Genomic DNA, 23,166 nt, shown 5'->3' with positions numbered 1-23,166 from the left:
GGGTTGAGGGGCGATCACCCCTCTTGGATAGCGCGGTTTTAGACGCGGGGGGTGGGGGTGTCCAGAGGCAATTGATTGAAAAGCCAAAGCCTAGTGTGGTTTCTGCTGCTCGGCCCGATGTAACTGATTTTCAAGGTCCTCAGCGTCCTCTGGATCATCTGCCGGAATGGCATATCCGCCTGTGAACCACTTTGCCAGATCAAGGTCTGCACAGCGTTTGGAACAAAAGGGGCGAAAGGCAGTTTCAGTCGGTTTTTCACAGATTGGGCAGGCCATCAGATGTCCCTCAATAGGTGCTTTGGAAAGGGCGGGCGTTCGCGTTTGCGCTGCATCTCGAACAGGCCCATGGGCGTCCAGCCCACCAGCGATGTTTGAATCGGATCCACCTTGAAGGACGCGCGCAGCGACTGTTCCACCTGCTTGCGGTGGGCCTTGGACATGGACACGAAATCAACCGTGATCTGGCCTGCAAGTCCGCGCAGGCGCAGGGCGCGGGGCAGGGCACGCGCGGCGGCAAGGTTGGTTTTCAATGCAGCGGCCGGGGACGTGTCATTGCCTGTGTTCACATCAACGGCCACCAATGCGCGGGTCGGTTCCACGAACATGAACCCTTCGCCCAAAGGCACTTTGGCCTGCGCCAGCCCGTCCAACTGATCCAGCACACCCAGATTGGCGAAAGAGCCTGCCTCGGTCACAACCTCAGCAGTACCTGTCCATTCCCGCCAAGCCACCGTATGCGGACCGTCCCCTTCGGTCAGCGCTTCGGGCGCACTCCCTTCAGCATCGGCCAGCACGGCATCAGCCAAAGCAACCATGGCCAGAATATCGTCAGCAATCTCTGCCTCATCCGCGCCTTCGCAGGAGGAACGCAGGATCAAGCCGTAAGGGCTATCAAACACCTCATGCGCCACAGCCAGAAGGTTATCGCGCGTATCTTCATCCGTGATCTGGCGCGAGATATTCAACCCCGGCTTGCCCGGTGTCACAATCGCATAGCGGCTTTTGAACAGCACACGGTCAGTCACGGGCACGGCTTTGCCATCTTCTGCAATCCCGGTCACCTGCACCAGCATGGCCTGACCGGGGCGCAGACCCTTACCTTGGCGCAGAAAGGCGGTTTCGCCGTCAGGCAGGCGCAGCATCATACCGCCTTGGCCCTTGATCGGACGATCACAAATCGCGCGGAAAATCGCACCGGGGCGCGGGGCGTCTTCATGGTCAATCAGGATGTCATCCAGCTTGCCATCCACCATATAGGCGGCGGCCTCGACCGCGCCCAAATGATCAAGAATGATCGTGCGGCCCTTCATGTGGCATCTCCATGCAGCACAAGGCCCGCGGCGGTCAGCAGCCCTGCGGTTTCGGTCAGGGGCAGGCCAACGATGCCGGTGTAAGACCCGTTGATCCAAGGGATAAACGCGCCAGCAGGGCCTTGGATGGCGTAGCCACCCGCCTTACCGCGCCAGTCATCAGAGGCCAGATAGGCACTCACCTCGGCATCTGACAATTGCTTGAAGGCGACCGTGCTTTGCACATCCTTTGTCCAAACCTGCGCACCGCGTTTCACCGCCAAAGCCGTGATCACCTTGTGACGACGGCCTGAGAGGGCAAACAAAAACTGCGCCGCCTCAGCCGCATCCGCAGGTTTGCCCATGATCCGACGTCCCAAAGCAACGGTGGTATCGGCACAAAGCACAACCTCATCATCCGCAGCCTGCACGGCAGCGACCTTTTCGGCAGCAATGCGTTTGACGTAATCGCGGGGCACTTCACCCTTGCGGACGTCTTCGTCAATGTCAGGGGGCGAACCGCAGCAGGGGTCAGGCCAAGCTGCGCCAACAGCTCCAGCCGCCGAGGCGAGCCAGAGCCCAAGATCAGTTTCAGATCGGGGTTTGGGGGCAGGGTGGTCATCTGCGACCGGCGCCTGCGTTACTTGAAACGGTAATTAATCCGACCTTTGGTCAGATCATACGGTGTCATTTCAACCTGTACCTTGTCGCCTGCCAGAACACGGATGCGGTTCTTGCGCATCTTGCCTGCCGTATGCGCGATGATCTCATGGCCGTTTTCCAGCTCGACCCGAAACGTCGCGTTTGGCAGAAGTTCTTTCACGACACCTGGGAATTCGAGCAGTTCTTCCTTGGCCATGTGATCTCCTATATCTGTTATCTGCTTGGTGCAGACGGCGCTTACATGCGCCTGAATGCGCGGTTTTTCAAGGGTTAATCGGTGATTGGGATGTTTTGGGGGAAGAACGCGGGCAGCTATGGCGCTTACGTGAGGAAAGTTCGGCAAGATGGGTCATACGCAGAGGCAGCAAAGGTCCGGAATGAGCCCGAAATGGCAAATGTTGCAGCAAGTACAAAGGTCGGCTTGCGGAGCGACTAGCCGGTCTTTTAAGGCAGTTTTGCGCCGCTGAAATGAGTTTTTAGTACTATTCCGCTGGCGACTTAACGGGTTCCCACCAGTGTTTTCGTAACCCCAGACGCAAGAACACTGTTTCCAAACGCTTCCAAAACCCAATGGTTTCGAGCAGTGGATTTACATGATCCGTCAGTAGACAGTAGTGACTGTCTGATCCCGGATTATGGTGAAAGGTGTGATGGTGGGTCGATTGAAACAAGCCGATCCGTTGCAGAGCCTTCACTGCGGATGCATTTTCTTCTGGGCGAGTATGAGACCAGCGGTGAATTACGTTTGTTAGAAAACCAAATAGGCATGCGGAAGCAATTGTTAGAGTCATTAGGCCCATAGCCCAGAAAAACAGGCCAACAAATACAACGGCCGTCCAGATGTATAGGTGAGTAACTATGTTTGAAAGCTCAAAAACAAACATGTCTTCATCATGATGAAGATGGCTGGGCTCGATATAATGCGGACCAATTATTGGCCATTCTGGGTGACCGTAATTGTCAACGAGCCAATGAAAACAACCCGTCGCAAAATCAGCAAGCCAAAGCCCAATTAAGATAGACAAGAATATCCAAAGAGCTTCTCCAATCAGTTCCATCTAAATGCCCTTTCTCGATAGTCATAGTACATAACACTGATCCTTTAGTTTGCGCGAGATAGGATCAAAAGGACGCAAAGCGTCGCACGAGAGCAGGCCTTGCACCAGTAGGCCCGCCTGAAATTGATTATCAGTCGGAAGCCGGTGTTCGCATACAGCGGTCATTGATGTAGCCACAACAGACGACAGCTTCGTCCGCATAGCGGACAATAGTTCGCGCCGCCTTGTATTGGGACCCCTATCCCGCCCCCGGCCCCCACCTCGCAACCAAACGATCCCGGATCTGATCGCGTGCCTGCCTGTAGAGCTCCAACCGCGCCTCGCGGTTGTCACCCAGCCCGGTGGGGTCAAGGATCGGCCAGTATTCAACATCCAGATGGTAAAACTGCGTCAAATCCAGCGCGCGCCGCTGGCTAGCGGGTGACAGCGCGAGGACCAGATCAAAGGATGACAGATCATCACCCCAGTCTTCCATCTCATCAAATGACCGCGACCGGTGGCGCGACAGTTCCACCCCGATCTCGGCGCAGACGGCAATGGAAAACCCGTCAATCTCCAGGTCGTTCTTCACCCCGACAGATTGGATATAACACTCTGTCCCATATAGTTTTTTCATGATCCCTTCGGCCATGGGCGACCGGACAGAGTTATGATCACAGCAAAACAGCACCGACTGCGGAAGGTCTTCGAATTTGCCTTCCTCCGCCATGATCAGCCCCCGAAGTGCAAGACGCAGATCAGCGTGAACAGGCGGCGGGCCGTATCAATATCGACGTCAGCCTTGCCCTCCAGTCGTTCCTGCAACACCCGCGCACCTTCATTGTGGATACCGCGACGGGCCATATCAATCGTCTCGATCTGGCTGGGGGGCAGAGTCTTGACCGCGTCGAAATAGCTTTCGCAGATCTGAAAATAATCCTTCACCACCTGCCGGAATGGACCCAAGGACAGATGAAACTCCCCCGCCGGATTGTCATCTTCCTGTTTCAGATCAAACACCAGACGGCGTTCCTTGATCGACAGGTTCAGCTTATAGGGGCCCGCAGGCACCTCGCGCCCGTCACGTGCAGGCATGGTGAAACTGTTGTCTTCCAACAAATCAAACATCGCCACTTTGCGTTCCTGATCAATCTCAGGGGTGGGGGGCGGCAAGTTGCGGTCGTCAATCTCGATATGGATGATCTTGCTCATGGCGCGCCCCGATTCAAACGGTCCAGACGGGCGCGCACGGACAGGCCATGCGCCTCAAGGCTTTCGGAAATGGCCAGCCGTTCGGCAGACGGGCCGATGGCGGCCAGCGCCTCGGGTGTCATACGCGACAGGGTGGTGCGTTTGATAAAGTCCATCACGGATAACCCACTGGAAAAACGCGCCGACCTTGCGGTGGGCAGAACATGGTTCGGACCGCCAATGTAGTCACCAATCGCCTCGGGTGTCCAACCCCCAATGAAGATCGCACCGGCATGGGTGATCTTGTCAGACAGGGCGTCTGCATCTGCGGTGCAAAGTTCCAGGTGCTCTGGCGCGATACGGTCGGACAGGGCAACAGCCTCATCGAAGTCCTTCACGGTGATCACCGCCCCAAAGTCACGCCAGCTGGCGCCCGCAATGGCGCGGCGTTCCAGTGTTTCAAGCCGTTTGGCGACGGCATCCGCGACGGCCTGACCAAAGCCCGCATCATCAGTAATTAAAAGCGACTGCGCGCTTTCGTCATGTTCCGCTTGGGAGAGCAGATCAAGCGCGATCCAATCCGGATCATTGTCGCGATCCGCAATCACCAAAATCTCGGACGGGCCTGCAATCATATCAATGCCCACCTTGCCAAAGACCCGGCGCTTGGCTGCGGCAACAAAGGCGTTGCCCGGCCCCGTGATTTTATCCACTGGCGCAATCGTTTGCGTGCCATAGGCAAGGGCCGCAATCGCCTGCGCGCCGCCAATGCGATAAATCTCATCCACACCCGCGATTTTGGCGGCCATCAACACCAGAGGGTTGGTCACGCCATTCGGCGTGGGCACAACAATCGCAAGGCGGCCAACGCCCGCGACCTTCGCCGGGATCGCATTCATCAAGACGGACGAAGGATAAGAGGCCAGACCACCCGGCACATAAAGCCCCGCTGCCGACACAGGTGTCCACCGCCACCCCAGGGTGGCACCCGCCTCATCCGTCCACGACGCGTCATCAGGCATCTGGCGCGCGTGATAGGCACGGATACGTTCCGCCGCCAATTCAAGCGCCGCACGGTCCGCATCCGACACTTTGGCGCATTCCGCCGCGATCTCAGCCTCACTGAAGCGCATGGTTTCGGCCGTCAGCTCCAACCGGTCAAACTTGGCGGTCAGGTCCAACACAGCCGCATCGCCCCGCGCCCGCACATCGGCAATAATCTCGGCCACGACATGATCCACATCCGGGCTATCCTCGCGCTTTGCACCCAAAAGGGCGGTAAAACGGGCCTCAAAATCGGCGTCAGTTGTGGATAGAAACTGTGGCATCACATCACTCCTTGCGAGACCACGACATAGCGGGGTGAGAGCGGGGCATCAATGGAGAGGTGAAGTACAAACGAGATGGCCGTGCGGATTGGCTGCGAAGGGCTGGTTTGAGCCCAATCTTACCGAATGCTGCGATGCAACTGAATGTCGGTTTTGAAGCAAATATGCTAGGTAATTAATTACCTAGCAGAGTGGGATTAGTGAAAGTTTTGCCATCGAATTCCACAAACAAAACTCCTTGGAACGAGAAAGGTAACCTTGCTGTGACCAACGTCGACGCGGTGCCGTCTTCGCAGATCCAAAGCTTGGAAGCTTCTGTAAATTCACAGCTAGTTGCCGGGCCTTCGGTCGCAGCGTAGGAAATGACATTGCGTTTAAGAGCAAACGTTGAGCCATCTTGCGATGTCATTTCAGGAATTGATGAGCAACCTGTTAGAAGAACGGTCGCCATTGCTATCTGAAGCGTTTTTAACTTGATCATCGCATGACGTTAGCACCTAAGCAGACGCGAAGGTACTGGGAATGAATGGCAGCTTTGTCCGCATGTCTGACGTTACCCCCCCCGCCAGCGCTTCCACCAGGTTTAAGCGCGTTTCTTACAGTCCTATTCCGGATGCGATGGGGCATTCCCCGATGGCGCCACATAGGGCCGCGTCACATCCTGCAAGATGACCTCCAACGCCTCAACCTCCAGCGCGATCACGCCGTCACCTGCGAGCGTCAACTCCAATCGGCCTGCACCATCATTGCCGGGGGTGAATCCGATCGCCAGCAGTGAAAACACCATATCAGGGTCGGATTTATCCACGCCTTGGCTTTGAACCTTCATTACGTCCTCAACCGCCAGCACGGCCTGCACACGCTCAAAACTGCGCTTGCGGGCCTGCGCCTTGGGCGCATCTTCCCAGCGAAAGCGGTTCAGCAGAATGGCAAAGCGACGCGCCTTGCGGTCCCAGCGCATCTCTGCCGCGGGAAACACCGCATCCTGCACCAAGGCAGCCATCACCGCCAAATCCTCGGCATCCAGCGCTTTCAGGCGCAAAGGGGCCTCGCGTCCGTCTTCAAATGTCGCGTCTTCGGTCATGCGGACACCCGCTCAATCTTGGCACCCACACCGCCCAGCTTTTCCTCGATATGCTCATAACCACGGTCAAGGTGGTAAATGCGGCTGACGGTGGTTTCGCCCTCGGCGGCCAGACCGGCAAGGATCAGCGAGACAGAGGCGCGCAGATCGGTCGCCATCACAGGCGCACCTTTCAGGCGGTCGACACCATGCACAGTCGCGATACCGCCCTGCACCTCGATATCAGCCCCCATCCGGATCAATTCAGGGGCATGCATAAAGCGGTTTTCGAAAATCTTCTCTTCCAGCACCGATGTGCCCTGAGCCGTGCACAGCATTGCCATCATCTGGGCCTGCAAATCGGTGGGGAAGCCGGGAAAGACCTCTGTGGTGACATCAACTGCCTTGGCGCGGTCAGTGCGGCGTTTGACTTTCAAACCATCCGGGGTTTCGGTCACATCCACGCCAGCGGCATCCAGTTTTTCAACAAATGATCCGACCAGATCCAGACGACCACCCAAGCATTCAACCTCACCGCCGGCAAAGACAGGGGCCAGCATATAGGTGCCCAATTCAATCCGGTCGGTGACAACAGGGTGGGTCGCAGCGCCTAGGCGGTCAACGCCTTGAATAGTGATCTCGCTGGTGCCGTCGCCGTCAATCTGCGCGCCCATGCTGCGCAGGCATTTGGCCAAATCAACGATCTCAGGCTCGCGTGCGGCATTCTCAATCACAGTGGTGCCCTTGGCCAAGGTCGCGGCCATCAACACATTCTCAGTCGCCCCGACAGAGGCAAACCGCAGCGGCACCTTCGCGCCTTTCAACCCACCGGGGGCTTTGGCGTGCAGATAGCCGTCTTTCAACTCAATCTCAGCGCCCATCGCCTCAAGCGCTGTGACGTGAATATCCATCGGGCGGGCCCCAATGGCACAGCCGCCGGGCAAAGACACAACAGCCTGATGGTGGCGGGCCAGCAGGGGGCCCAGCACAAGGTTCGAGGCGCGCATCTTGCGCACGATTTCATAATCAGCGGTGGTCGATGTCATGGCATGGGACGACAGGACCTGCACCTTGCCATCCTGCATTGAGGTCACCTCGACACCCAAAGACTGCAACAGCGCCGTCATCGTCTTGATATCCGACAGGCGGGGGGCATTGGTCAGGGTCAAAGGCTCTTCCGACAACAGCGTCGCGGGCATCAACGTCAGGGCGGCATTCTTTGCCCCCGCAATCGCAATTTGACCATTCAGCGGGGTGCCACCCGTGACCACAATAGAATCCATGCCTGCCTACTCTTTCTTTTCTTTTTGGGCGCCTGTGCCGCGCGCGCGCGCCTGCGCCTTGCGTTTGGCCATATTGGCCTTAAGTGCCGCCTTCAACCGATCTTCGCGGGTTTTGGCGGTCTTGTCTGTTTTGCTCTTGGCATCTTTGTCGCTCATGAGCGCGGTCATATCAATAGGCGCAAAAAGCGTCCAGAGAGGGCTTGCACCAAAGCACAATTGGGTCTAATCCGCCCCTCACCGGATGCTGTGGTAGCTCAGTGGTAGAGCACACCCTTGGTAAGGGTGAGGTCGGGAGTTCAATCCTCCCTCACAGCACCATCCATTCCTAGAACTGCGAACTGATGGTCAGGCTGGTCGAGACCGTTGTGCGATCAAAGCGGCTTGAGTTGCTATCCGCCTTTGAGGCATCAAACCGCAGACCGGGCGTAAAGCCCGCATAAGAGATATCTGGAAAGCCGATATTGATGTTTGAAAATACGGTCTTGTCCTGTCGGCCCCCCTCAAGAACTGAAAAACCGACGCGGTAGTTGGGGTAGTCGCTCCATTTCACGCCAAGGCCGGTGGACAGGGTGATGGGACCAAGCGGTTGCGCCAAGCTATAGCTATAGCTATAGCTCAGCGTTTGATCCCGCGAAGTATAGTTGCTGTTGTCGCGGCCCTCGCTGTCGGTCACCGAAAGCGTCAGCCCAACGCGGTCACCGTTGCTAAGTTGGTGGGTCACACCAGCGGATACATTGACGCGATCAACGGCGCCAATGCCCGGTTCAAGGTATTCCAGCCACTCGCGCTGCGCTGTCATCGACAGGAGGGTTCGTTCGTTCAGAGCAAAACGCCGCTCGATGCCGAGGCGAGAGATGTCATATTTGTCATAGTCGGTTGTGCCTGCGGCAAGGTCCAAATCACGAAACTCAAAGAGCCCGCGTGACGCAAGGAAGGTGATGGTGCCATTCTCCAACGCGCGACTATGGTTCAGCGAAAGTTCGTAATAGGCGGTATCAAGCGACTCGTCGGGGACATTGGTATCCTCTGTGATCCATGCGCGACCAAGCTGATATCGCAAACCGGCCGTTGTGCGGCTCTCTTGGTTCTCTTGAAAACGATATTGTGCGCCAAAGCTCAAAGAACCGCGCCAGCCGCGCAAGGCCAGCGAGTCTTCGGAGAATGTTTCGCGGGTTGGGCCAAATATCGTGTCGACAACCGCGTCAGACTGCGCATCCGCACCGCCATTGACGTTGCTGGAGGGGGCCAGTGATCCCGAAATCTGAAACGCCAGCGGATTGCGCTGGCTGACGATCCGCCCGTCACGCAGGGTGCGGGCACGTTCTTCCTCATTCGGGACGACGGTCAACGCACGACGCAGCCAGAACGTGGAGAGGGTAAAGCGTTCTTCATTGGCGGCGGCCAATGCGGTCAGGCGGGCGGCCTCGTATTTCTGGGCATCTGACTGGGACACAGACCAAGCCCGCGCCCCTGCGCGACGGCCCTTCGCCGGATCACCCAGCTGCGGCGCGGCCGCGGCAACAACAATCAACGCGATGCGATCATCGGGCCGCTCTGCCAAAACGGCCTCGGCGATTTGCAAGGCCAACGCCGGATCACCGCCACGCAAAGCCTGTGCCGCAACGCCACTGGCCTGCGCAATCGGCACCGTGACCTGATCCTGCGCTGGCGCAGCGGACCCGCAAAGCATCACAAGGATCGCGATGATCTTTCTGTTGAACATGTTGGACCTTCCGCTGAACCGATGTGCGCGCAAGGGGCAAACTCTCTGCCGCTTTGGTCCATGTCAACTCACATCTATTGATATAATCGTCGGCTCAACCACTATATGTTGTTTCACCATGGCCCCCCATTTTCTATAGTGGCGCGACTCAACCGATAGACCCGGAGACGCCAGATGCCCATCACCCCAGACCAACAGGCCGAAATCGACGAACTGCGCGCCAACCCCAAGCCCACCTTGCGGGCGGTGGCTGAAGGGATGGAGGGGCACCTGTACAAAGCCTATGACGTGCTGGACCACGGGTTCATCCGGGTCATCGACTATATGGGCGACGACGCGGCGATCTGTCAGGCGGCGCGCGTGTCCTACGGCAAAGGCACCAAATCGGTGCAAAACGACGAAGGGCTGATCCGCTACCTGATGCGTCACTGGCACTCGACACCGTTCGAGATGTGCGAGATCAAACTGCACGTCAAACTGCCCGTCTTTGTCGCCCGCCAATGGATCCGGCACCGCACGGCGAACGTCAACGAATACTCCGCGCGTTATTCAATCCTCGACCGCGAATTCTACATCCCCGAACCCGACAAACTTGCCGCGCAATCGGTGATCAACAATCAGGGGCGGGGTGAGGCACTGACTGGTGATGAAGCGGCCCGCGTGCTGGAATACCTCAAAGGCGACGCCGCCCGCTGCTATGACCACTACGCCGAGATGATCAGCGACGACGGCCAACAAGGCCTCGCCCGCGAACTGGCGCGGATGAACCTGCCCGCCAACATCTATACGCAATGGTACTGGAAGGTGGACCTGCACAACCTCTTCCACTTCCTGCGACTGCGGGCGGACAGCCACGCGCAATATGAAATCCGGGTCTATGCGGATGAGATCTGCAAAGTCGTCGCCGACTGGGTGCCCGCAGCCTACGGGGCTTTCGAAGACTACCGCATGGGCGGCGCCACACTCTCGTCTAAGGCGATTGACTGCGTAAGACGTATGCTTAAAGGTGAAGAGGTGACGCAAGAGACCTCGGGCATGTCCAAGGGCGAATGGCGGGAGTTTGAAGGGATTATTGGGTAGTTGCTTACTAACTTAAGAACACATTTTCGTTGCGTTATTGCCATTCTTTCTTCAGTAACTAAATCTAGTTACAAGTGAGTCGGGATGACAAAGCGTCAGAAGCTGCTGGAGCGGTTTAAGTCTCGTCCAAAAAATTTCGAGTGGAATGAGTTAGCTCGTTTGCTAGCAGATTTTGGATATGAGGAGCGAGATGGTAAGGGTTCTAGGAAAAAATTCGTCTGCAATGGGCGTGCAACGATCATCTTACATAAACCTCATCCCGGAAACATAGTGAAGCTCTACGTAGTCAAATACGTGTACGATCAACTGGAAAGCGAGGGTCTTATATGACTTTGCTGAAATATAAAAAGTATATCGGTTCTGCGGAGGTCTCTGTGGAAGATGGTGTCGTGTTCGGGAAGTTGCTCCACATAAGAGATCTTGTTACTTACGAAGCCGAGACAATTCCAGAACTTAAGAAGGCATTTGAGTCTGCCGTAGACAACTATTTGCAAGACTGCATTGATGACGGTAAGCAGCCCGATGAGCCCTATAAAGGTGTCTTCAATGTCCGTGTACCCGCGGTTCTCCATCGTGACTTGGCGTTCTCAGCAAAGAAAGCTGACTGTACTCTAAACGAATACGTTGTTCGCGTCTTATCTTGCCATTCTCGGGTAGAAATGGCTCCAATCATCAATGCTCACCAAAACTGGACAATGACGAACACAATTTTGCACGAACGCCTTCATCGCAATGTCAGCATGATGCTGGACGCCAATTTGCCTAGCGGTGAGATGGAATTATCATCCATTGCATCGCACGATACTTGGTCTGTTGTTTGTCCACAAAAGAAGCTTGTACTTCAGTGACAAAGGGTACGATTGAATTCAGATCTGCGATCATTTGTGATGAAGTTAGACGTGAGACCGGCGGAACCTCTTCGATCATAGGTGCGAAGCTAATCGGACCGAAAATTGACGCTGAGGGCTCAACTATCGACCGACTAGGACTTTACGTTGAAGCCATCGCTCAGAATGTGGAAGTTGTCGAGTTGCGTCTATGGAGCAGCGAACTCGAAGCGTCACTAATCTCAACGCGGTTTGATCTTGCAAGCCGAACAGCATTTGAAGAAGACAATCAGGGCATAGATTTCGAAGATGCGCAGATACTAGTCATAATGGTGAGCAATAACTATGCTTTAGAAGCTCCAGGCCCTGGTGAGTACGTGTTGCAAGTTCGCCCTCAAGGAACCGATGAATGGATATCTGCAACAGAGTTCTATTTCCCTGAAAACAGCAAAACGTAGCTCGGGGCTCGCCCCGACGCACACCCCAACACCTCACATCACCCATTGGATTGGCGGGTGACGTGGGGGCTCCGTCCGTCCGCGCCTGAAATGGTCCACTGCACCGTTTCCAAAACGGCGCTCACCCCCGCCCTACGTCACCACAATCCCGATGCCACGACGAATACGGCCAATCGCGGACATCCGCCACCAACCCATGCTTCACCGGGTTGATCCAACCACCGCCCCCGCCCGGCATCGCCGGGCAGCGCCCGGACCTCCCCCATGGGGAGGGCGCTTTTGCAACGTCGCCATCCACAAGACCCTCACAAGTGATGCAGCACCCGGCCCATATCACAGATGTCAGTGCGCCCACCCCGAGGTCCGGGCGCGGCCCTTGTGTTGTGCGCAGATTGAATGGGCCCCGGGGCTCCGCCCGTTCAGGCCTCAAACAATCCACTGGATCGTTTGCAAGACGGCCTTCACCCCCGAGGTCCGGGCGCTGCCCTCATGTCGCCCCTCATCTCTGCGCGGCACCCCCTCAACCATCCGGGTCGGTCCCCGCCTGACCCTACGTCACTGGGGGAAAACTGACGTAGGGTTCCCCTCGCCAGACATGCGCCGTTTGCGCTATCAGCGCCCCATCTGCACAACCACAGGGAGGTCTTGAGCCAATGCACACGATTGACAACACATCTGTCACCCGTCGTGACACCACGCGCTTTGCCGATATCCCATCCGATCTGGTTGACCGCCTGACCAGCGAGGCAGACCGCCGTGGCATCCGCCGCCGTGACCCCCGCATCGCAACCCCGTTCGTGCAACAGGTGATCAAGGCCCGTCGCGCGCAGGTCGTCGCACGGGCCTAAATTAACCAAACCTTAGCATTCTGTCCCGCACGCTGCGTTAACCGGCGGCCTGATGTACATCTGTACATACAGCATCTGTACGCCTTCTGTACGGCATACAGACAGGCCCAAACCCCATATTTTCCTGATTGTTAATGGCACTGTGGCGGGCAGTGCGAAAACAGCCCGCACCCCCCGACCGCACGTTGCGTCAGCCGCACATCAGGCCCGGCTGTTACACATCCAGCTCTTCGACGAACTTTGCGTTTTCCTGAATATACTGGAAGCGCAATTCCGGCTTTTTGCCCATCAGACGTTCGACCAGATCCGCCGTATCCCCCGGTACGTCATCGTGGACAGTCACGCGGATCAGCTTGCGGGTTGCGGGGTCCATTGTCGTTTCTTTCAGGTCCTTGGCGTCCATCTCGCCCAGGCCCTTAAAGCGCTGGACGTCGATTTTTCCCTTTCCGCCCAGACCCTTGGCCATGACTGCGTCTTTCTCTGCATCATCCGCCACATAGACCCGCTTGGCCCCCTGCGTCAGCCGGTAAAGCGGCGGGCAGGCCAGATAGAGGTGCCCTTGGTCAATCAGCGGCCGCATCTGCGTAAAGAAAAAGGTCATCAACAGCGACGCAATATGCGCCCCGTCCACATCCGCGTCGGTCATGATGATGATCTTGTCATAGCGCAGATCATCGACGTTAAACCGCGTGCCCATGCCAACGCCTAAGGCTTCGCACAGATCGTTAATTTCAGCATTGGTCGACAGCTTCGATGAAGCCGCCCCTAACACGTTGAGAATCTTACCTTTTAGCGGCAGAAGCGCTTGTGTCTTACGGTCCCGCGCGCCCTTGCCAGACCCACCCGCGCTGTCGCCCTCAACGATGAAAAGCTCGGTTCCGACACGGTCCTTTGATGTGCAATCCGTCAGTTTCCCCGGCAGACGCAGTTTCTTGGTCGCGGACTTGCGCGCGGTTTCTTTTTCCTGTTTGCGGCGCATCCGTTCCTCGGCGCGGAGCACCAGAAAATCAAGGATCGCACCGGCCGATTTGGTGTCATTGGCCAACCAGTTGTCAAAGTGATCCCGCACAGCCCCTTCGGTCATCTTTGCCGCAGCTTCGGTCGAGAGCCGATCCTTCGTTTGCCCAACAAAAGCAGGGTCGCGGATAAAGCACGACACCAGCGCACAGCCCCCCGACATCAGATCATCGCGGGTGATTTGCCCGGCCTTTTTGTTGCCCGACAGTTCGCCATAGGCCTTGATACCCTTCAGGATCGCCGCCCAAAATCCACTGACATGCGTGCCCCCTTCGGGTGTCGGCACCGTGTTACAATAGGACTGCAAAAAACCGTCCCGCACAGGCGTCCAGTTGATCGCCCATTCGACCTTGCCGGGTTCGCCGAACTTTTCCTGAAAATCGACGGTGCCTGCGAAGGGTTTGTCGGCATATGTGGTGGCCGTGCCCAGCGTTTCCTTAAGGTAGTCAGACAAACCGCCGGGGAAATGAAAGGTGGCTTCGGTCGGCGTTTCACCATCATCGATCTCTGATTTCCAGCGGATTTCGACGCCGGAAAACAGGTAGGCCTTGGAGCGGATGGACTTGAAAAGCCGCGCGGGTTTGAAACGGTGCGAGCCAAAGATTTCAGGGTCCGCATGAAAGGTGAACGTGGTCCCACGCCGGTTTGGCGCGCTGCCGACCTTTTCGACCGGTCCAAGGGGAATGCCGCGTGAAAAGCGTTGTTCATAGATTTCCTTATTGCGCGCAACCTGAACCACAAGGCTGTCGGACAACGCGTTGACCACGGATGCGCCCACACCATGCAGGCCGCCAGAGGTTTGATACGCTTTGCCAGAGAATTTACCGCCAGCGTGCAGGGTGCAAAGGATTACTTCTAACGCGGATTTGTCAGGAAACTTGGGGTGCGGGTCGATCGGGATACCGCGCCCGTTGTCCTTGATCATGACGGAATAGTCGGCAAGCAACTCCACCTCGATCCGGTTGGCGTGGCCTGCCACCGCTTCATCCATCGAGTTGTCGAGAACCTCTGCCACAAGGTGATGCAGGGCCCGCTCATCGGTGCCGCCGATGTACATGCCGGGGCGCTTGCGGACAGGCTCCAGCCCCTCCAGCACTTCGATGCTGTCGGCGTTATAGTCGTCGGGGGCGGCCCCGGACAAAAGATCGTTGGCCATGATACTGCTCATTTCTTTGCTTTGAAGCATAATGGCAGGCAGGTCGGCGCGGGGCAATCATGAAAGGGGCCGATCACATTGCAAAGCGGGCGTTTTGCGCTATTCCCCGACCTCTTTCGTTTCAAACCGCAGCCCTGCGGCCGTCCGGTTCGGGAAGCCCGTCCAATAGCTGTGCTCGGGGGTTTCCAGACCATCGTCGTCGACCGACCAAAGCCCATCGGTGGCGAGTGGCGTGAGGTCAAAGTACGGCGCCTTGTCGCTGTCGCCCTTCAGGTGCATATCCAAATAGCCCGTCACAAAGTGCTGGCTAATATTGTTCATGCGCACGTTGTCCCAAACCGCATCCGCGTAGTGATCGAAAGGGGCGTACCCCAACTCTTCGGAGACCGCATAGCTTTCGGCGGGGGCCGGCATGGGCGCGCCCGCGTTGTGGTTGGCTTGAGCAAAGGTCAACAGGTGCCGCGTCGTGTTGACGGTCTCGTCAAAGATCGCACGCATGGCTGAGTACTGCGAGACATCGTCAATCTCGCCCGCGATCAGCATCAGTGGCTTGTCCACGCCTGCCCAGCTTTCGGCATCCCAAAAGCCGGTGTTGTTGCCCCATGGGCCGAAAGCGACAATGGCTTTGACCCGGTCATCTTCGAGCGCGGCGTGGCTCTCAGTGCCTATCAAATTACGCTCAAGCAGCCCCTGCGGCGCACCCCATTCGTAAGTGGTACTCAACAAGGTGACGCCTGCGCCTGCATAGATTAGCGCGCCATAGCCCCCCATCGAATAGCCGACAATCGCGACATTGTTGTTCTGAATGATCTGCCCCAGATCACCCTCAAGGCTCGTGACGCTGTCAATCACGAACCGCTGGTCCCATGGGCGGTTCACGAGGGTCGAGCCAAAAGCGGTTTGATCGTCATAGGTGCTGTCAGGGTGGTCTATCGAGGCCACGACGTACCCCTTGGAGGCGAGGTTTTCAGCCAAGGGCGACAGCAAGAACCGGTTGCCAGGATAGCCATGCGATATGATGACAAGTGGAAACGTGCCGGATGTATCGGGGGCAGCATCGCGGGCCGCTTGTCCCAGCAATGTGGCTTCGGTCACCCCGTCTCGAATGAGGGCAGTGTAGGTGCCGCCGGGTTCTGTGTCATCGGTCGCAGGGTACCAAAGTTCCACTGTGATTTCGCGGTCATAGCGTGGTGGTGCACCAGTTTCGCCGGTGTTGACCACGTCAATTTGGTCCGGATTGGTGAAGGTCATCGTAGTCACACCAATCTTTTGATCACCAAAGGCCGCCAATGCGGGCGCGTCCGGGCGCACCACGTCAATTCTGTTCTCAGCTTGGGCAGCAGTCGCGGCCAAAATACCAAGGGCGGCGGTTATCGTGCGCATTGTGCGCTCCTTTTCGGGGTTGGTGAATTCCGTCGCTAACCTATAGGTCAAGGGGCAGAATGAATAGACATTGCAGTCATATTTGAGCGGATTATTCTTGCACGACAGGAGGAACGACATGCGCGTATTTTTTACCGGTGGCAGCGGCAAGGCTGGCAGGCACGCGATTACCTATCTGCAAGGGCAGGGCCACCATGTCGTGAACGCCGACCGGGTGCCATCCGGTCTTGATGTATCAGAGTTGTTGATCGACCTTTGCGACGCGGGTCAGGTGATTGGTGCGATGTCACAGTTCACGGATTTCCATGAATTGGACGCAGGGACAGGCGTACCGCGCTATGACGCCGTTGTGCATTTCGCCGCCGTGCCCCGCGTGATGATCGGCACCGATGGCGAGTGTTTTCGCCAGAACACGCTGAGCACTTACAACGTAATTGAGGCGGCGGTGAAGCTGGGTATTCCCAAGGTGATCTTTGCCAGCTCCGAGACGACATACGCGGTGTGTTTTGCTGACGGTGAGATCAAGCCGGATTATGTCCCGATTGACGAAGAGCATCCCACTGTACCGCATGACAGCTATGCCATGTCCAAGGTGTGTAACGAAGCGACAGGGCGGTCCTTTCAAGCCCGCTGTGGGGCGGATATCTATGCATTGCGCATTAATAACGTGATTGAACCACATGAATATGAAAAGAATTTCCCGGCATTCATGCAAGACCCTGCAACGCGCCGTCGCAACATCTTTGCCTATATTGATGCCCGGGATCTGGGACATATGGTGGATTGCTGTCTTAAGACGGATGGCTTGGGGTATCAGGTCTTCAATGTGGCCAACGATGATATGTCCGTGGGCATCACGTCCGATGAAGTCATCGCGCAATTCTACGAAGGCGTGCCGGTCAAGCGTGCCATGCGCCCGGATGAAACGTTTTATGCCAACGACAAGGCCAAGCAGATGGTCGGTTTCGCGCCCCAACACTCTTGGCGCAAGGTTCTGGGTTAATGTTCGCCCGCTTTGACCTTGCCGCCTTTGAGGCCGCGCCAGATCGGCTGCGCCGCGATATGGCGCAGGCGCTTGATGACACCTGCGGCCAGACAGGGTTTCTGGTGCTGGAAGGTCATGGTGTTGCGCCAGAGGTTACGGGAGCCGTTTGGCAGGCGGCGCAGGCTTTCTTTGCGCAATCTCTGGTGGCCAAACAAGCCGTTTCGCCGCCCTTTCAGGGCTATCCTTACGGCTATCTCGGTCCAGACGCAGAGGCCCTTGCACGATCCAAAGGTGAGCAGACGCCACCGGACCTGAAAGAGAGCTTTAACGGAGGGCCATTGCACGTGCCTGCCGATGCGCAAGCGGAGGCGTTGGACTTTTGCTATCAACCCACGCTTTGGCCGGACTTGCCCGAGTTCCGGGCTGCATGGGAGGCCTACTATGTCGCGATGGAGGACCTCGCTGTTCGGATCATGCGTGCCTTTGCTGCGGCGCTGCAATTGCCCGCGGACCATTTTGATAGGCTGATCTCACATCCCATCTCAGCCTTGCGGGCCTTGCATTACCCGGCGACTGTGGATGTGCCATTGGCCAAGCAGCAACGTGCCGGGGCCCACACTGACTATGGATCGCTGACGATCCTGTTTCCGCAACCGGGAAGCAGTGGACTTCAGGTGCAACAGGCGGGAAAATGGGTTGATGTGCCCGCGCCAGACAATGCGTTTGTGATCAATATCGGCGATCTGATGGCCCGTTGGACGGCGGATCGTTGGGTCAGTACGCTGCACCGTGTGGTGGCAATACCGGGTCAGCCAGCGCGCCAGTCGCTGGCGTTTTTTCATCAGCCCAATTGGGATGCGGAAATCGTACCTTTGGATGGCTCTGATAGCTATCCACCGGTGCAATCTGGCCCCTACCTGATGGAAAAGTTCAGGGCCACCGGTGTATGACCTGCGACACAATGGTGGGTGATGTGAGGCGTGAAAGGGACTCACTAAACCGTTGTCACGAAGAGCGACCCCAATGCCCGATCCCAATCCCCGAATTCCTGCTATGACGGCACCTGCAAATTCCTTATCTCTTTTTGAACGGTCGCTTGGTCCTGAATATGCGGCTTTGCCAGATGCGGTGCGTGAGTTGCACAGTGCATTGGACACACAGCGCTGGTCCGGGCAGGCGAAAGTGACACGGGGACGATCACTGTGGGCACGACTGATTGCGGGGGTGTTTGGTTTTCCGCCCGCCGCACAAGCGACAAATGTAACCGTGACAATCACACCGCAAGGTGCGGGCGAACGCTGGGAACGACAGTTTGGGACAAAACGTTTCCGGTCTTTCCTACAGATAAATGATGGCAAAATGACCGAGCGTTTTGGTCCTTTCACCTTTGTCCTTGGGCTGCACGTATCGGAACACGAACTGCACTTTCCCGTCCAGTCGGGGCGCTTGGGGCCAATACCATTGCCCAACCGCCTGCTTCCGATCAGTATTGCGCGTGAATATGAAATGGCAGGGCGGTTTCATTTTGACGTAGCCCTGAAAGCACCGCTGACCGGCGCATTGATGGTGCACTATCAGGGCTGGCTTGAGCGGGAATAGTCGCACCTGATGTCACCTGCATTGCCCAGCTTGGCAACTGCCCCTACATACACCGCATGCGTCTGACCGCCCCCTTGATTGCCGCGCTTGCGTGGCCGTTGACTTCAACCGCACATCCTCATGTGTTTGTGGAGGCGAGCGTCACCGTTGTCTTTGCCGATGACGGGTCCGTGGGGGTGAAACTGGATTGGGCTTACGACGATCTGTTTTCGCTATTGGTCACGACTGACCTTGGGATCGACATGGATGGAGACCTGTTGTTAACCCCGGCCGAGCAGGATTTACTAGATGAGCAAATCACAGCATGGCCACCAGACTATGGTGGCGATCTGGAAGTCTCTCAGTCGGGAGAAGTGCTCGCATTGGCTGCAAAGCAAAACCATATTATGACATACACTGACGGGTTGTTTCATGAAGTACATCTGCGCCCGGTTCCAAACATTCCCGACCGCGATGCGCCATTACAAATTCGTGTCTATGATCCGTCATTCTACACAGCTTACGATTTACGCCAGCCAATTGTCATCGAAGGGCGCGACGATTGCGACATAGAGGTGATCCCCGCAGATATTGATGCCGCCTATGCCTTGGCCGACAGGCTGCTAGAGGGGCAGGACCCCAGCAGCGTTGGGCCAGATGACTACTTCCCCGAAATAGGTGATGCCTTTGCCGATACGATTGTTGTGACATGCGCTGGCCCACTTTGATCCTTGGCACCATGGTTGCCGTCATGGTCTGGCTCTGGGGCTTTGGTGGTGCGGATCAGGTGATGCGCGTCGCGGCCGATGTGCAACGCGATGTGCAAAATGCAATGGCCGCTGCTTTGCGCGGTCTGCGTGCCGGCCAACCGGGTGCTTTGGCCACACTGTGGGGGTTGTGTTTTGCCTATGGGTTTGTGCATGCCGCTGGCCCGGGGCACGGAAAGCTGGTCATCGGGGGATACGGTGCAGCGACGCGCGTCCCCGCAAAGCGGTTAGCGGGGCTTGCATTGGGTGCGTCGCTCGCGCAGGCGCTCAGTGCGATCGCACTTGTCTACCTTGCGGTTTTTGCACTTGATTGGGGGCGCGCACAAATGACGGGCGTCGCCGACGACGTTCTGGCACCGCTCAGTTACGGATTGATTGGTCTTGTGGGGCTTTGGCTGTTTGTCCGAGGGGTCAGACACTTGCGATCAAAGCATGACCATCCCCACGAGGGTGACGGCGACGTCTGCGCATCATGCGGGCATGCGCATGGGCCAACGGTTGAGCAAGCGCAGAGTGTCAGGTCATTGCGTGAGGCGATGATCGTCATTGGGACAATCGCGATCCGACCCTGCACAGGTGCGCTGTTTCTTCTTATACTGACATGGCGCCTGGACATTGATTGGGCCGGTATCATCGGTGCCCTGATCATGGGGCTCGGCACAGCGAGCATTACCGTCATGGTGGCTTTTGCGGCGGTCGGTTTTCGGGAAAGTGCGTTGCAATTGGTCAACAACGATGCTGTCGCACGCACATTGGCATGGGCAGAGATATTGGCGGGCAGCATTGTGGTGATCCTTGCGAGCCAATTGGTCCTTCGCAGTATCTGATATCGCTTTACCCAACCGCGCATCAGGCCTAAGGCTGGAGCGATGGAGAAGGTCGCGCAAACATACAAAGCGCATACGTCTGCGATTTGGAAGCTGGGGATGCCGCTGATCCTAAGCAACCTTGCGCAGTTTGCTATTCATATCACGGACACCGTGATGCTGGGCTGGTATGATGTGACGGCGCTGGCCGCATCAACGATAGCGGGCACCTTGTTCTTTGTCATCTTCATTGTCGGTGCAGGATTTGCACAGGCTGTCACGCCGTTGGTCGCCGCCGCTGCCGAAGAAACAGATGATGTTCAAGTGCGCCGGGTGACACGCATGGGGTTGTGGTTGTCCATCATTTACGGGCTTGTCGTGACCGTCCCGTTCTTTTGGGCCGAGGATATCCTTATCGCGATTGGGCAGGATGCAGAAGTGGCCAGCCTTGCGCACATCTACCTGCAAATCGTCATTTGGCAGATGGTGCCCGCATTGATCGTCATGACGTTGAAAGCCTTTCTCGCCGCGATGGAACACACGGCGATCATCCTATGGGCGACTATCGGCACCGCTGTTTTGAACGGTTTTATCAACTACGCGCTGATTTTTGGCAATTGGGGTATGCCCGAACTGGGGATACAGGGGGCCGCGATTGCGTCTCTGACGGTGAACCTGATCACGGTGCTGATCCTGGTGGCCTACATCATGAAAATTCTGCCGCGTTTTCAGCTGTTCAAGAACTTCTGGCGGAGCGACAGCGAGATCATGAAGCGTGTGTTTCAGCTTGGTTGGCCAATTGGTCTGACGTCGCTTGCCGAGGGCGGCTTGTTTAGCGCGTCGGCAGTGATGATGGGGTGGATTGGCGCAATTGAGTTGGCGGCACACGGCATCGCGATCCAATTGGCGAGCCTGACATTCATGGTTCATATCGGATTTAGCCAGGCCGCAACAGTGCGGGCAGGGCGCGCATTGGGCCGCAAAGACGAACTATCGCTGCGGCGTGGCGGGATCACCGCCATTGGAATGTCGGCATTTTTTGCACTCCTGACCTCGGTTGTCTTTCTGGCCATGCCAGAGACCTTGGTGTCCCTGTTTATCGATCCTGATGAAGCCGAACGCGCGACTTTGCTGCGTATTGGAGCGAGCCTGATCATGGTCGCTGCACTTTTCCAACTTGTCGACGGGCTGCAGGTGCTGGCGCTGGGCCTTTTGCGCGGCGTACAGGATACGACCGTACCAATGGTCATGGCCACGATCAGCTATTGGGTGATCGGCCTACCGGCCAGTTATGTGCTGGCGTTTACATTTGGTCTTGGTGCTATTGGTCTGTGGCTTGGTCTTGTGATTGGCCTTGCCGTCGCCGCGGTCTTGTTGCTGTGGCGTTTTTGGGGGCGCTCCGTCAGGATCGCCCCGCAAAGTTTAGGTCAGCAACTCTAGATCGCGCATCCGCAAGCGTGGATGGTCCATCAGTCCGAATTCTTCGAACGACCGTTTGTGGGGGAAGAGTGACAGATACTCTCGGAGGGCGTCACCACGCAGTCCGAGGTTAAATGCCGTTCCAGGATGCAACGACTCGACCTCAATGCCGCTCACGCTGAGCGTGCGTTGGCCGGCAAAACCAAACTGGAAAACGCTCACTGGGCCCGTCGGGCGAAGCGACAAGACGTTATTTCCGTCGATAAAGTCAGCAGCTGGAACAAAGGCAGCGTCTGATCCGGTGACCTTGCGAATACCGCTGGCCTTGTGCAAAAGCCGCGCCGCGGGACCAAGCACAACATCTTGCGACGGTTTTGCGTAACCCAATGCATCTGTGGTGATGCGGGTCAGCATTTTGGTTTGGCTTTCGCTACTATCATCGGGTGCGGTCAGTGTGATGCGACCACGCCATTGCAATTGCTCATAGCTTCCGTCGGCAAGCTTGACCTCGTCGCCGGGCATGACGTCTTCGACGGACATGTGACCGTTTTGGGTTTGCACAATCGCACTGTGGGAAAGAGCCGAGAACGCTTCTTCAAAGGCGGGGTGAGCGCGAGCGATTGTCGTGTATTCATTAAATTGCTGGTCTGCGTCCAAATACATAATTTCGTACTTGCGCTGTGCAGATTGCATTTCTGTCTGCCTTGCGTGCTGGCGCTGTGCGGGCGTGCGCCGGATCTGCTGGCTGAAAATGTCGATAGAGCGTGATACTGAACTTGAAAGGGGCTGGTTCATCAGAAAGCCTTTTTGTGGGTCTTGCGGTCTTTGTTGGCCCCACCAACAACGCACGAAAACTGGTTACTTTTGCTCAGGACTGCGGTTTGAGGCAGACACTTCGACGCGTGAATGACGGCCTAGGCGGTCAGCACAAAGACTTAGGCGCTGCGCGCTTCGGCCTTGCGTGGCTCGACATCGTCGTTGGTGTTGAGTTGACGGCGTGCAATCATGGCGTTGCGCACATCACCCCGCGCCCATGGCATTGGTGTGTCGTAGGTTGCAACTGCGGCTTCAAGGGATTTCTGCCAACGGCTTTTCATCGTGATACCTCTTGTTCGGTGCACTCGTTCTTGAGTGCGATTAAGAGTATCTTGCGAGACCAAACTGGCGAGAGTTTGACCAAGGAAAGAAATGTGCGACGCGTTTCCGTTAATCGATTGGAAATCAACTAAGTCTTTGATTCATATTTATTTAAGTGGAGTCTTGGT

General features: G+C 56.8%; 28 protein-coding genes, 1 tRNA gene and 1 pseudogene. 12 read left to right on the top strand and 18 right to left on the bottom strand.

Features of this window, described 5'->3' with window-relative positions:
* Positions 1-90: 90 nt before the first annotated feature.
* From ACZ1G5_RS03280 to ACZ1G5_RS03225, 12 genes and pseudogenes are all read right to left on the bottom strand, one after another.
* The gene (locus ACZ1G5_RS03280; protein ID WP_472731492.1) at positions 91-276 is read right to left on the bottom strand and encodes a DNA gyrase inhibitor YacG; all 186 of its coding nucleotides are present in this window, start codon (positions 274-276) and stop codon (positions 91-93) included.
* Positions 276-1,310 carry a ribonuclease E/G gene (locus tag ACZ1G5_RS03275; RefSeq protein WP_472731491.1) on the bottom strand — a complete coding sequence of 345 codons (1,035 nt, stop codon included), beginning with the start codon at positions 1,308-1,310 and terminating at the stop codon, positions 276-278. The genes ACZ1G5_RS03280 and ACZ1G5_RS03275 overlap by 1 nt, the downstream gene beginning before the upstream one ends.
* Positions 1,307-1,911: pseudogene (locus tag ACZ1G5_RS03270) on the bottom strand (Maf family protein). The gene ACZ1G5_RS03275 and the pseudogene ACZ1G5_RS03270 overlap by 4 nt, the downstream one beginning before the upstream one ends.
* Before the next feature lie 18 nt (positions 1,912-1,929).
* The gene (infA, locus tag ACZ1G5_RS03265) at positions 1,930-2,148 is read right to left on the bottom strand and encodes a translation initiation factor IF-1 (protein WP_007205486.1); all 219 of its coding nucleotides are present in this window, start codon (positions 2,146-2,148) and stop codon (positions 1,930-1,932) included.
* 286 nt (positions 2,149-2,434) lie between these two features.
* Positions 2,435-3,010, bottom strand: a complete 576-nt coding sequence (locus ACZ1G5_RS03260) for a fatty acid desaturase CarF family protein (protein ID WP_472731490.1) — start codon at positions 3,008-3,010, stop codon at positions 2,435-2,437.
* Positions 3,011-3,248: 238 nt separating this feature from the next.
* Positions 3,249-3,719 carry an arsenate-mycothiol transferase ArsC gene (locus ACZ1G5_RS03255; protein WP_472731489.1) on the bottom strand — a complete coding sequence of 157 codons (471 nt, stop codon included), beginning with the start codon at positions 3,717-3,719 and terminating at the stop codon, positions 3,249-3,251.
* Between the two features lie 2 nt (positions 3,720-3,721).
* Entirely contained in the window at positions 3,722-4,201 is a 480-nt protein-coding gene (locus ACZ1G5_RS03250) for a UPF0262 family protein (RefSeq protein WP_472731488.1), read from the bottom strand.
* Positions 4,198-5,508, bottom strand: a complete 1,311-nt coding sequence (gene hisD, locus ACZ1G5_RS03245; RefSeq protein WP_472731487.1) for a histidinol dehydrogenase — start codon at positions 5,506-5,508, stop codon at positions 4,198-4,200. The genes ACZ1G5_RS03250 and hisD overlap by 4 nt, the downstream gene beginning before the upstream one ends.
* Before the next feature lie 175 nt (positions 5,509-5,683).
* The gene (locus ACZ1G5_RS03240) at positions 5,684-5,989 is read right to left on the bottom strand and encodes a hypothetical protein (protein WP_472731486.1); all 306 of its coding nucleotides are present in this window, start codon (positions 5,987-5,989) and stop codon (positions 5,684-5,686) included.
* A 123-nt stretch (positions 5,990-6,112) separates the two neighbouring features.
* Positions 6,113-6,592, bottom strand: coding sequence for a DUF2948 family protein (locus ACZ1G5_RS03235; RefSeq protein WP_472731485.1), 480 nt, complete (start codon positions 6,590-6,592; stop codon positions 6,113-6,115).
* Positions 6,589-7,854, bottom strand: coding sequence for a UDP-N-acetylglucosamine 1-carboxyvinyltransferase (gene murA / locus ACZ1G5_RS03230; RefSeq protein WP_472731484.1), 1,266 nt, complete (start codon positions 7,852-7,854; stop codon positions 6,589-6,591). The genes ACZ1G5_RS03235 and murA overlap by 4 nt, the downstream gene beginning before the upstream one ends.
* A gap of 6 nt (positions 7,855-7,860) precedes the next feature.
* Positions 7,861-8,010 (bottom strand): hypothetical protein, encoded by a 150-nt coding sequence (locus ACZ1G5_RS03225; protein ID WP_472731483.1) that lies wholly within the window; start codon positions 8,008-8,010, stop codon positions 7,861-7,863.
* 87 nt (positions 8,011-8,097) lie between these two features.
* Between ACZ1G5_RS03225 and ACZ1G5_RS03220 the strand changes: the two genes are divergently transcribed.
* Positions 8,098-8,172: transfer RNA gene (locus ACZ1G5_RS03220), tRNA-Thr, on the top strand.
* 7 nt (positions 8,173-8,179) lie between these two features.
* Here ACZ1G5_RS03220 and ACZ1G5_RS03215 read toward each other — a convergent pair.
* Positions 8,180-9,577, bottom strand: a complete 1,398-nt coding sequence (locus ACZ1G5_RS03215) for a hypothetical protein (RefSeq protein WP_472731482.1) — start codon at positions 9,575-9,577, stop codon at positions 8,180-8,182.
* Positions 9,578-9,751: 174 nt separating this feature from the next.
* Between ACZ1G5_RS03215 and thyX the strand changes: the two genes are divergently transcribed.
* The 4 genes from thyX (at position 9,752) to ACZ1G5_RS03195 (ending at position 11,942) form a co-directional block, all read left to right on the top strand.
* Entirely contained in the window at positions 9,752-10,657 is a 906-nt protein-coding gene (gene thyX / locus ACZ1G5_RS03210; protein ID WP_472731481.1) for an FAD-dependent thymidylate synthase, read from the top strand.
* An 84-nt stretch (positions 10,658-10,741) separates the two neighbouring features.
* Positions 10,742-10,987, top strand: coding sequence for a type II toxin-antitoxin system HicA family toxin (locus ACZ1G5_RS03205; RefSeq protein ID WP_472731480.1), 246 nt, complete (start codon positions 10,742-10,744; stop codon positions 10,985-10,987).
* Entirely contained in the window at positions 10,984-11,505 is a 522-nt protein-coding gene (locus ACZ1G5_RS03200; protein WP_472731479.1) for a type II toxin-antitoxin system HicB family antitoxin, read from the top strand. The genes ACZ1G5_RS03205 and ACZ1G5_RS03200 overlap by 4 nt, the downstream gene beginning before the upstream one ends.
* A complete protein-coding gene (locus tag ACZ1G5_RS03195; protein WP_472731478.1) occupies positions 11,502-11,942 on the top strand; it encodes a hypothetical protein in 441 nt (146 codons plus the stop codon). Before ACZ1G5_RS03200 ends, ACZ1G5_RS03195 begins: the two co-directional genes overlap by 4 nt.
* A 137-nt stretch (positions 11,943-12,079) precedes the next feature.
* On the opposite strand, the gene ACZ1G5_RS03190 is transcribed toward ACZ1G5_RS03195, so the two are convergent.
* A complete protein-coding gene (locus ACZ1G5_RS03190; RefSeq protein ID WP_472731477.1) occupies positions 12,080-12,208 on the bottom strand; it encodes a hypothetical protein in 129 nt (42 codons plus the stop codon).
* A gap of 387 nt (positions 12,209-12,595) precedes the next feature.
* Here ACZ1G5_RS03190 and ACZ1G5_RS03185 point away from each other — a divergent pair, with 387 nt between their 5' ends.
* The gene (locus ACZ1G5_RS03185; RefSeq protein ID WP_472731476.1) at positions 12,596-12,790 is read left to right on the top strand and encodes a hypothetical protein; all 195 of its coding nucleotides are present in this window, start codon (positions 12,596-12,598) and stop codon (positions 12,788-12,790) included.
* A 214-nt stretch (positions 12,791-13,004) separates the two neighbouring features.
* Here the strand turns inward: ACZ1G5_RS03185 and parE are convergent, their stop codons facing one another.
* The gene (parE, locus tag ACZ1G5_RS03180) at positions 13,005-14,963 is read right to left on the bottom strand and encodes a DNA topoisomerase IV subunit B (RefSeq protein WP_472731475.1); all 1,959 of its coding nucleotides are present in this window, start codon (positions 14,961-14,963) and stop codon (positions 13,005-13,007) included.
* 99 nt (positions 14,964-15,062) lie between these two features.
* Positions 15,063-16,346 carry an alpha/beta hydrolase family protein gene (locus ACZ1G5_RS03175; protein ID WP_472731474.1) on the bottom strand — a complete coding sequence of 428 codons (1,284 nt, stop codon included), beginning with the start codon at positions 16,344-16,346 and terminating at the stop codon, positions 15,063-15,065.
* A gap of 118 nt (positions 16,347-16,464) precedes the next feature.
* Here ACZ1G5_RS03175 and ACZ1G5_RS03170 point away from each other — a divergent pair, with 118 nt between their 5' ends.
* The 6 genes from ACZ1G5_RS03170 to ACZ1G5_RS03145 all read left to right on the top strand — a co-directional run bounded on the left by ACZ1G5_RS03170 (position 16,465) and on the right by ACZ1G5_RS03145 (position 21,922).
* On the top strand, positions 16,465-17,349 hold the full coding sequence (locus tag ACZ1G5_RS03170; protein WP_472731473.1) for an NAD-dependent epimerase/dehydratase family protein: 885 nt from the start codon (positions 16,465-16,467) through the stop codon (positions 17,347-17,349).
* Positions 17,349-18,281, top strand: coding sequence for an isopenicillin N synthase family dioxygenase (locus ACZ1G5_RS03165; RefSeq protein ID WP_472731472.1), 933 nt, complete (start codon positions 17,349-17,351; stop codon positions 18,279-18,281). Before ACZ1G5_RS03170 ends, ACZ1G5_RS03165 begins: the two co-directional genes overlap by 1 nt.
* Before the next feature lie 73 nt (positions 18,282-18,354).
* Entirely contained in the window at positions 18,355-18,930 is a 576-nt protein-coding gene (locus tag ACZ1G5_RS03160) for a DUF4166 domain-containing protein (protein WP_472731471.1), read from the top strand.
* A 56-nt stretch (positions 18,931-18,986) separates the two neighbouring features.
* Complete coding sequence (locus ACZ1G5_RS03155) at positions 18,987-19,637, top strand: DUF1007 family protein (protein ID WP_472731470.1); 651 nt, start codon at positions 18,987-18,989, stop codon at positions 19,635-19,637.
* Complete coding sequence (locus ACZ1G5_RS03150) at positions 19,619-20,503, top strand: nickel/cobalt transporter (protein ID WP_472731469.1); 885 nt, start codon at positions 19,619-19,621, stop codon at positions 20,501-20,503. The genes ACZ1G5_RS03155 and ACZ1G5_RS03150 overlap by 19 nt, the downstream gene beginning before the upstream one ends.
* Before the next feature lie 42 nt (positions 20,504-20,545).
* Positions 20,546-21,922, top strand: coding sequence for an MATE family efflux transporter (locus ACZ1G5_RS03145; protein ID WP_472731468.1), 1,377 nt, complete (start codon positions 20,546-20,548; stop codon positions 21,920-21,922).
* On the opposite strand, the gene ACZ1G5_RS03140 is transcribed toward ACZ1G5_RS03145, so the two are convergent.
* Positions 21,905-22,696 carry a Hint domain-containing protein gene (locus tag ACZ1G5_RS03140; RefSeq protein ID WP_472731467.1) on the bottom strand — a complete coding sequence of 264 codons (792 nt, stop codon included), beginning with the start codon at positions 22,694-22,696 and terminating at the stop codon, positions 21,905-21,907. The genes ACZ1G5_RS03145 and ACZ1G5_RS03140 overlap by 18 nt on opposite strands.
* Before the next feature lie 140 nt (positions 22,697-22,836).
* Positions 22,837-22,998, bottom strand: coding sequence for a hypothetical protein (locus ACZ1G5_RS03135; RefSeq protein ID WP_472731466.1), 162 nt, complete (start codon positions 22,996-22,998; stop codon positions 22,837-22,839).
* Positions 22,999-23,166: the final 168 nt, after the last annotated feature.

The organism is Yoonia sp. JB2-21, assembly GCF_055693545.1.
Note: the sequence above shows the minus strand (reverse complement) of the source record. Positions and strands in the feature narration are given on the sequence as shown.

What these genes read in the sequence shown, in the direction of transcription:
- ACZ1G5_RS03145 (WP_472731468.1), top strand. Translation starts at nt 20,546, where the DNA reads ATGGAGAAGGTCGCGCAAACATACAAAGCGCATACGTCTGCGATTTGG.
- ACZ1G5_RS03155 (WP_472731470.1), top strand. Translation starts at nt 18,987, where the DNA reads ATGCGTCTGACCGCCCCCTTGATTGCCGCGCTTGCGTGGCCGTTGACT.
- ACZ1G5_RS03235 (WP_472731485.1), bottom strand. Translation starts at nt 6,592, where the DNA reads ATGACCGAAGACGCGACATTTGAAGACGGACGCGAGGCCCCTTTGCGC.
- ACZ1G5_RS03240 (WP_472731486.1), bottom strand. Translation starts at nt 5,989, where the DNA reads ATGATCAAGTTAAAAACGCTTCAGATAGCAATGGCGACCGTTCTTCTA.
- ACZ1G5_RS03170 (WP_472731473.1), top strand. Translation starts at nt 16,465, where the DNA reads ATGCGCGTATTTTTTACCGGTGGCAGCGGCAAGGCTGGCAGGCACGCG.
- ACZ1G5_RS03200 (WP_472731479.1), top strand. Translation starts at nt 10,984, where the DNA reads ATGACTTTGCTGAAATATAAAAAGTATATCGGTTCTGCGGAGGTCTCT.
- ACZ1G5_RS03150 (WP_472731469.1), top strand. Translation starts at nt 19,619, where the DNA reads ATGCGCTGGCCCACTTTGATCCTTGGCACCATGGTTGCCGTCATGGTC.
- ACZ1G5_RS03225 (WP_472731483.1), bottom strand. Translation starts at nt 8,010, where the DNA reads ATGAGCGACAAAGATGCCAAGAGCAAAACAGACAAGACCGCCAAAACC.
- ACZ1G5_RS03135 (WP_472731466.1), bottom strand. Translation starts at nt 22,998, where the DNA reads ATGAAAAGCCGTTGGCAGAAATCCCTTGAAGCCGCAGTTGCAACCTAC.
- ACZ1G5_RS03160 (WP_472731471.1), top strand. Translation starts at nt 18,355, where the DNA reads ATGCCCGATCCCAATCCCCGAATTCCTGCTATGACGGCACCTGCAAAT.
- ACZ1G5_RS03165 (WP_472731472.1), top strand. Translation starts at nt 17,349, where the DNA reads ATGTTCGCCCGCTTTGACCTTGCCGCCTTTGAGGCCGCGCCAGATCGG.
- ACZ1G5_RS03260 (WP_472731490.1), bottom strand. Translation starts at nt 3,010, where the DNA reads ATGGAACTGATTGGAGAAGCTCTTTGGATATTCTTGTCTATCTTAATT.
- ACZ1G5_RS03140 (WP_472731467.1), bottom strand. Translation starts at nt 22,696, where the DNA reads ATGAACCAGCCCCTTTCAAGTTCAGTATCACGCTCTATCGACATTTTC.
- ACZ1G5_RS03215 (WP_472731482.1), bottom strand. Translation starts at nt 9,577, where the DNA reads ATGTTCAACAGAAAGATCATCGCGATCCTTGTGATGCTTTGCGGGTCC.
- ACZ1G5_RS03190 (WP_472731477.1), bottom strand. Translation starts at nt 12,208, where the DNA reads ATGGGGGAGGTCCGGGCGCTGCCCGGCGATGCCGGGCGGGGGCGGTGG.
- murA (WP_472731484.1), bottom strand. Translation starts at nt 7,854, where the DNA reads ATGGATTCTATTGTGGTCACGGGTGGCACCCCGCTGAATGGTCAAATT.
- ACZ1G5_RS03250 (WP_472731488.1), bottom strand. Translation starts at nt 4,201, where the DNA reads ATGAGCAAGATCATCCATATCGAGATTGACGACCGCAACTTGCCGCCC.
- hisD (WP_472731487.1), bottom strand. Translation starts at nt 5,508, where the DNA reads ATGCCACAGTTTCTATCCACAACTGACGCCGATTTTGAGGCCCGTTTT.
- ACZ1G5_RS03185 (WP_472731476.1), top strand. Translation starts at nt 12,596, where the DNA reads ATGCACACGATTGACAACACATCTGTCACCCGTCGTGACACCACGCGC.
- parE (WP_472731475.1), bottom strand. Translation starts at nt 14,963, where the DNA reads ATGGCCAACGATCTTTTGTCCGGGGCCGCCCCCGACGACTATAACGCC.
- ACZ1G5_RS03175 (WP_472731474.1), bottom strand. Translation starts at nt 16,346, where the DNA reads ATGCGCACGATAACCGCCGCCCTTGGTATTTTGGCCGCGACTGCTGCC.
- ACZ1G5_RS03275 (WP_472731491.1), bottom strand. Translation starts at nt 1,310, where the DNA reads ATGAAGGGCCGCACGATCATTCTTGATCATTTGGGCGCGGTCGAGGCC.
- ACZ1G5_RS03255 (WP_472731489.1), bottom strand. Translation starts at nt 3,719, where the DNA reads ATGGCGGAGGAAGGCAAATTCGAAGACCTTCCGCAGTCGGTGCTGTTT.
- infA (WP_007205486.1), bottom strand. Translation starts at nt 2,148, where the DNA reads ATGGCCAAGGAAGAACTGCTCGAATTCCCAGGTGTCGTGAAAGAACTT.
- ACZ1G5_RS03205 (WP_472731480.1), top strand. Translation starts at nt 10,742, where the DNA reads ATGACAAAGCGTCAGAAGCTGCTGGAGCGGTTTAAGTCTCGTCCAAAA.
- thyX (WP_472731481.1), top strand. Translation starts at nt 9,752, where the DNA reads ATGCCCATCACCCCAGACCAACAGGCCGAAATCGACGAACTGCGCGCC.
- ACZ1G5_RS03280 (WP_472731492.1), bottom strand. Translation starts at nt 276, where the DNA reads ATGGCCTGCCCAATCTGTGAAAAACCGACTGAAACTGCCTTTCGCCCC.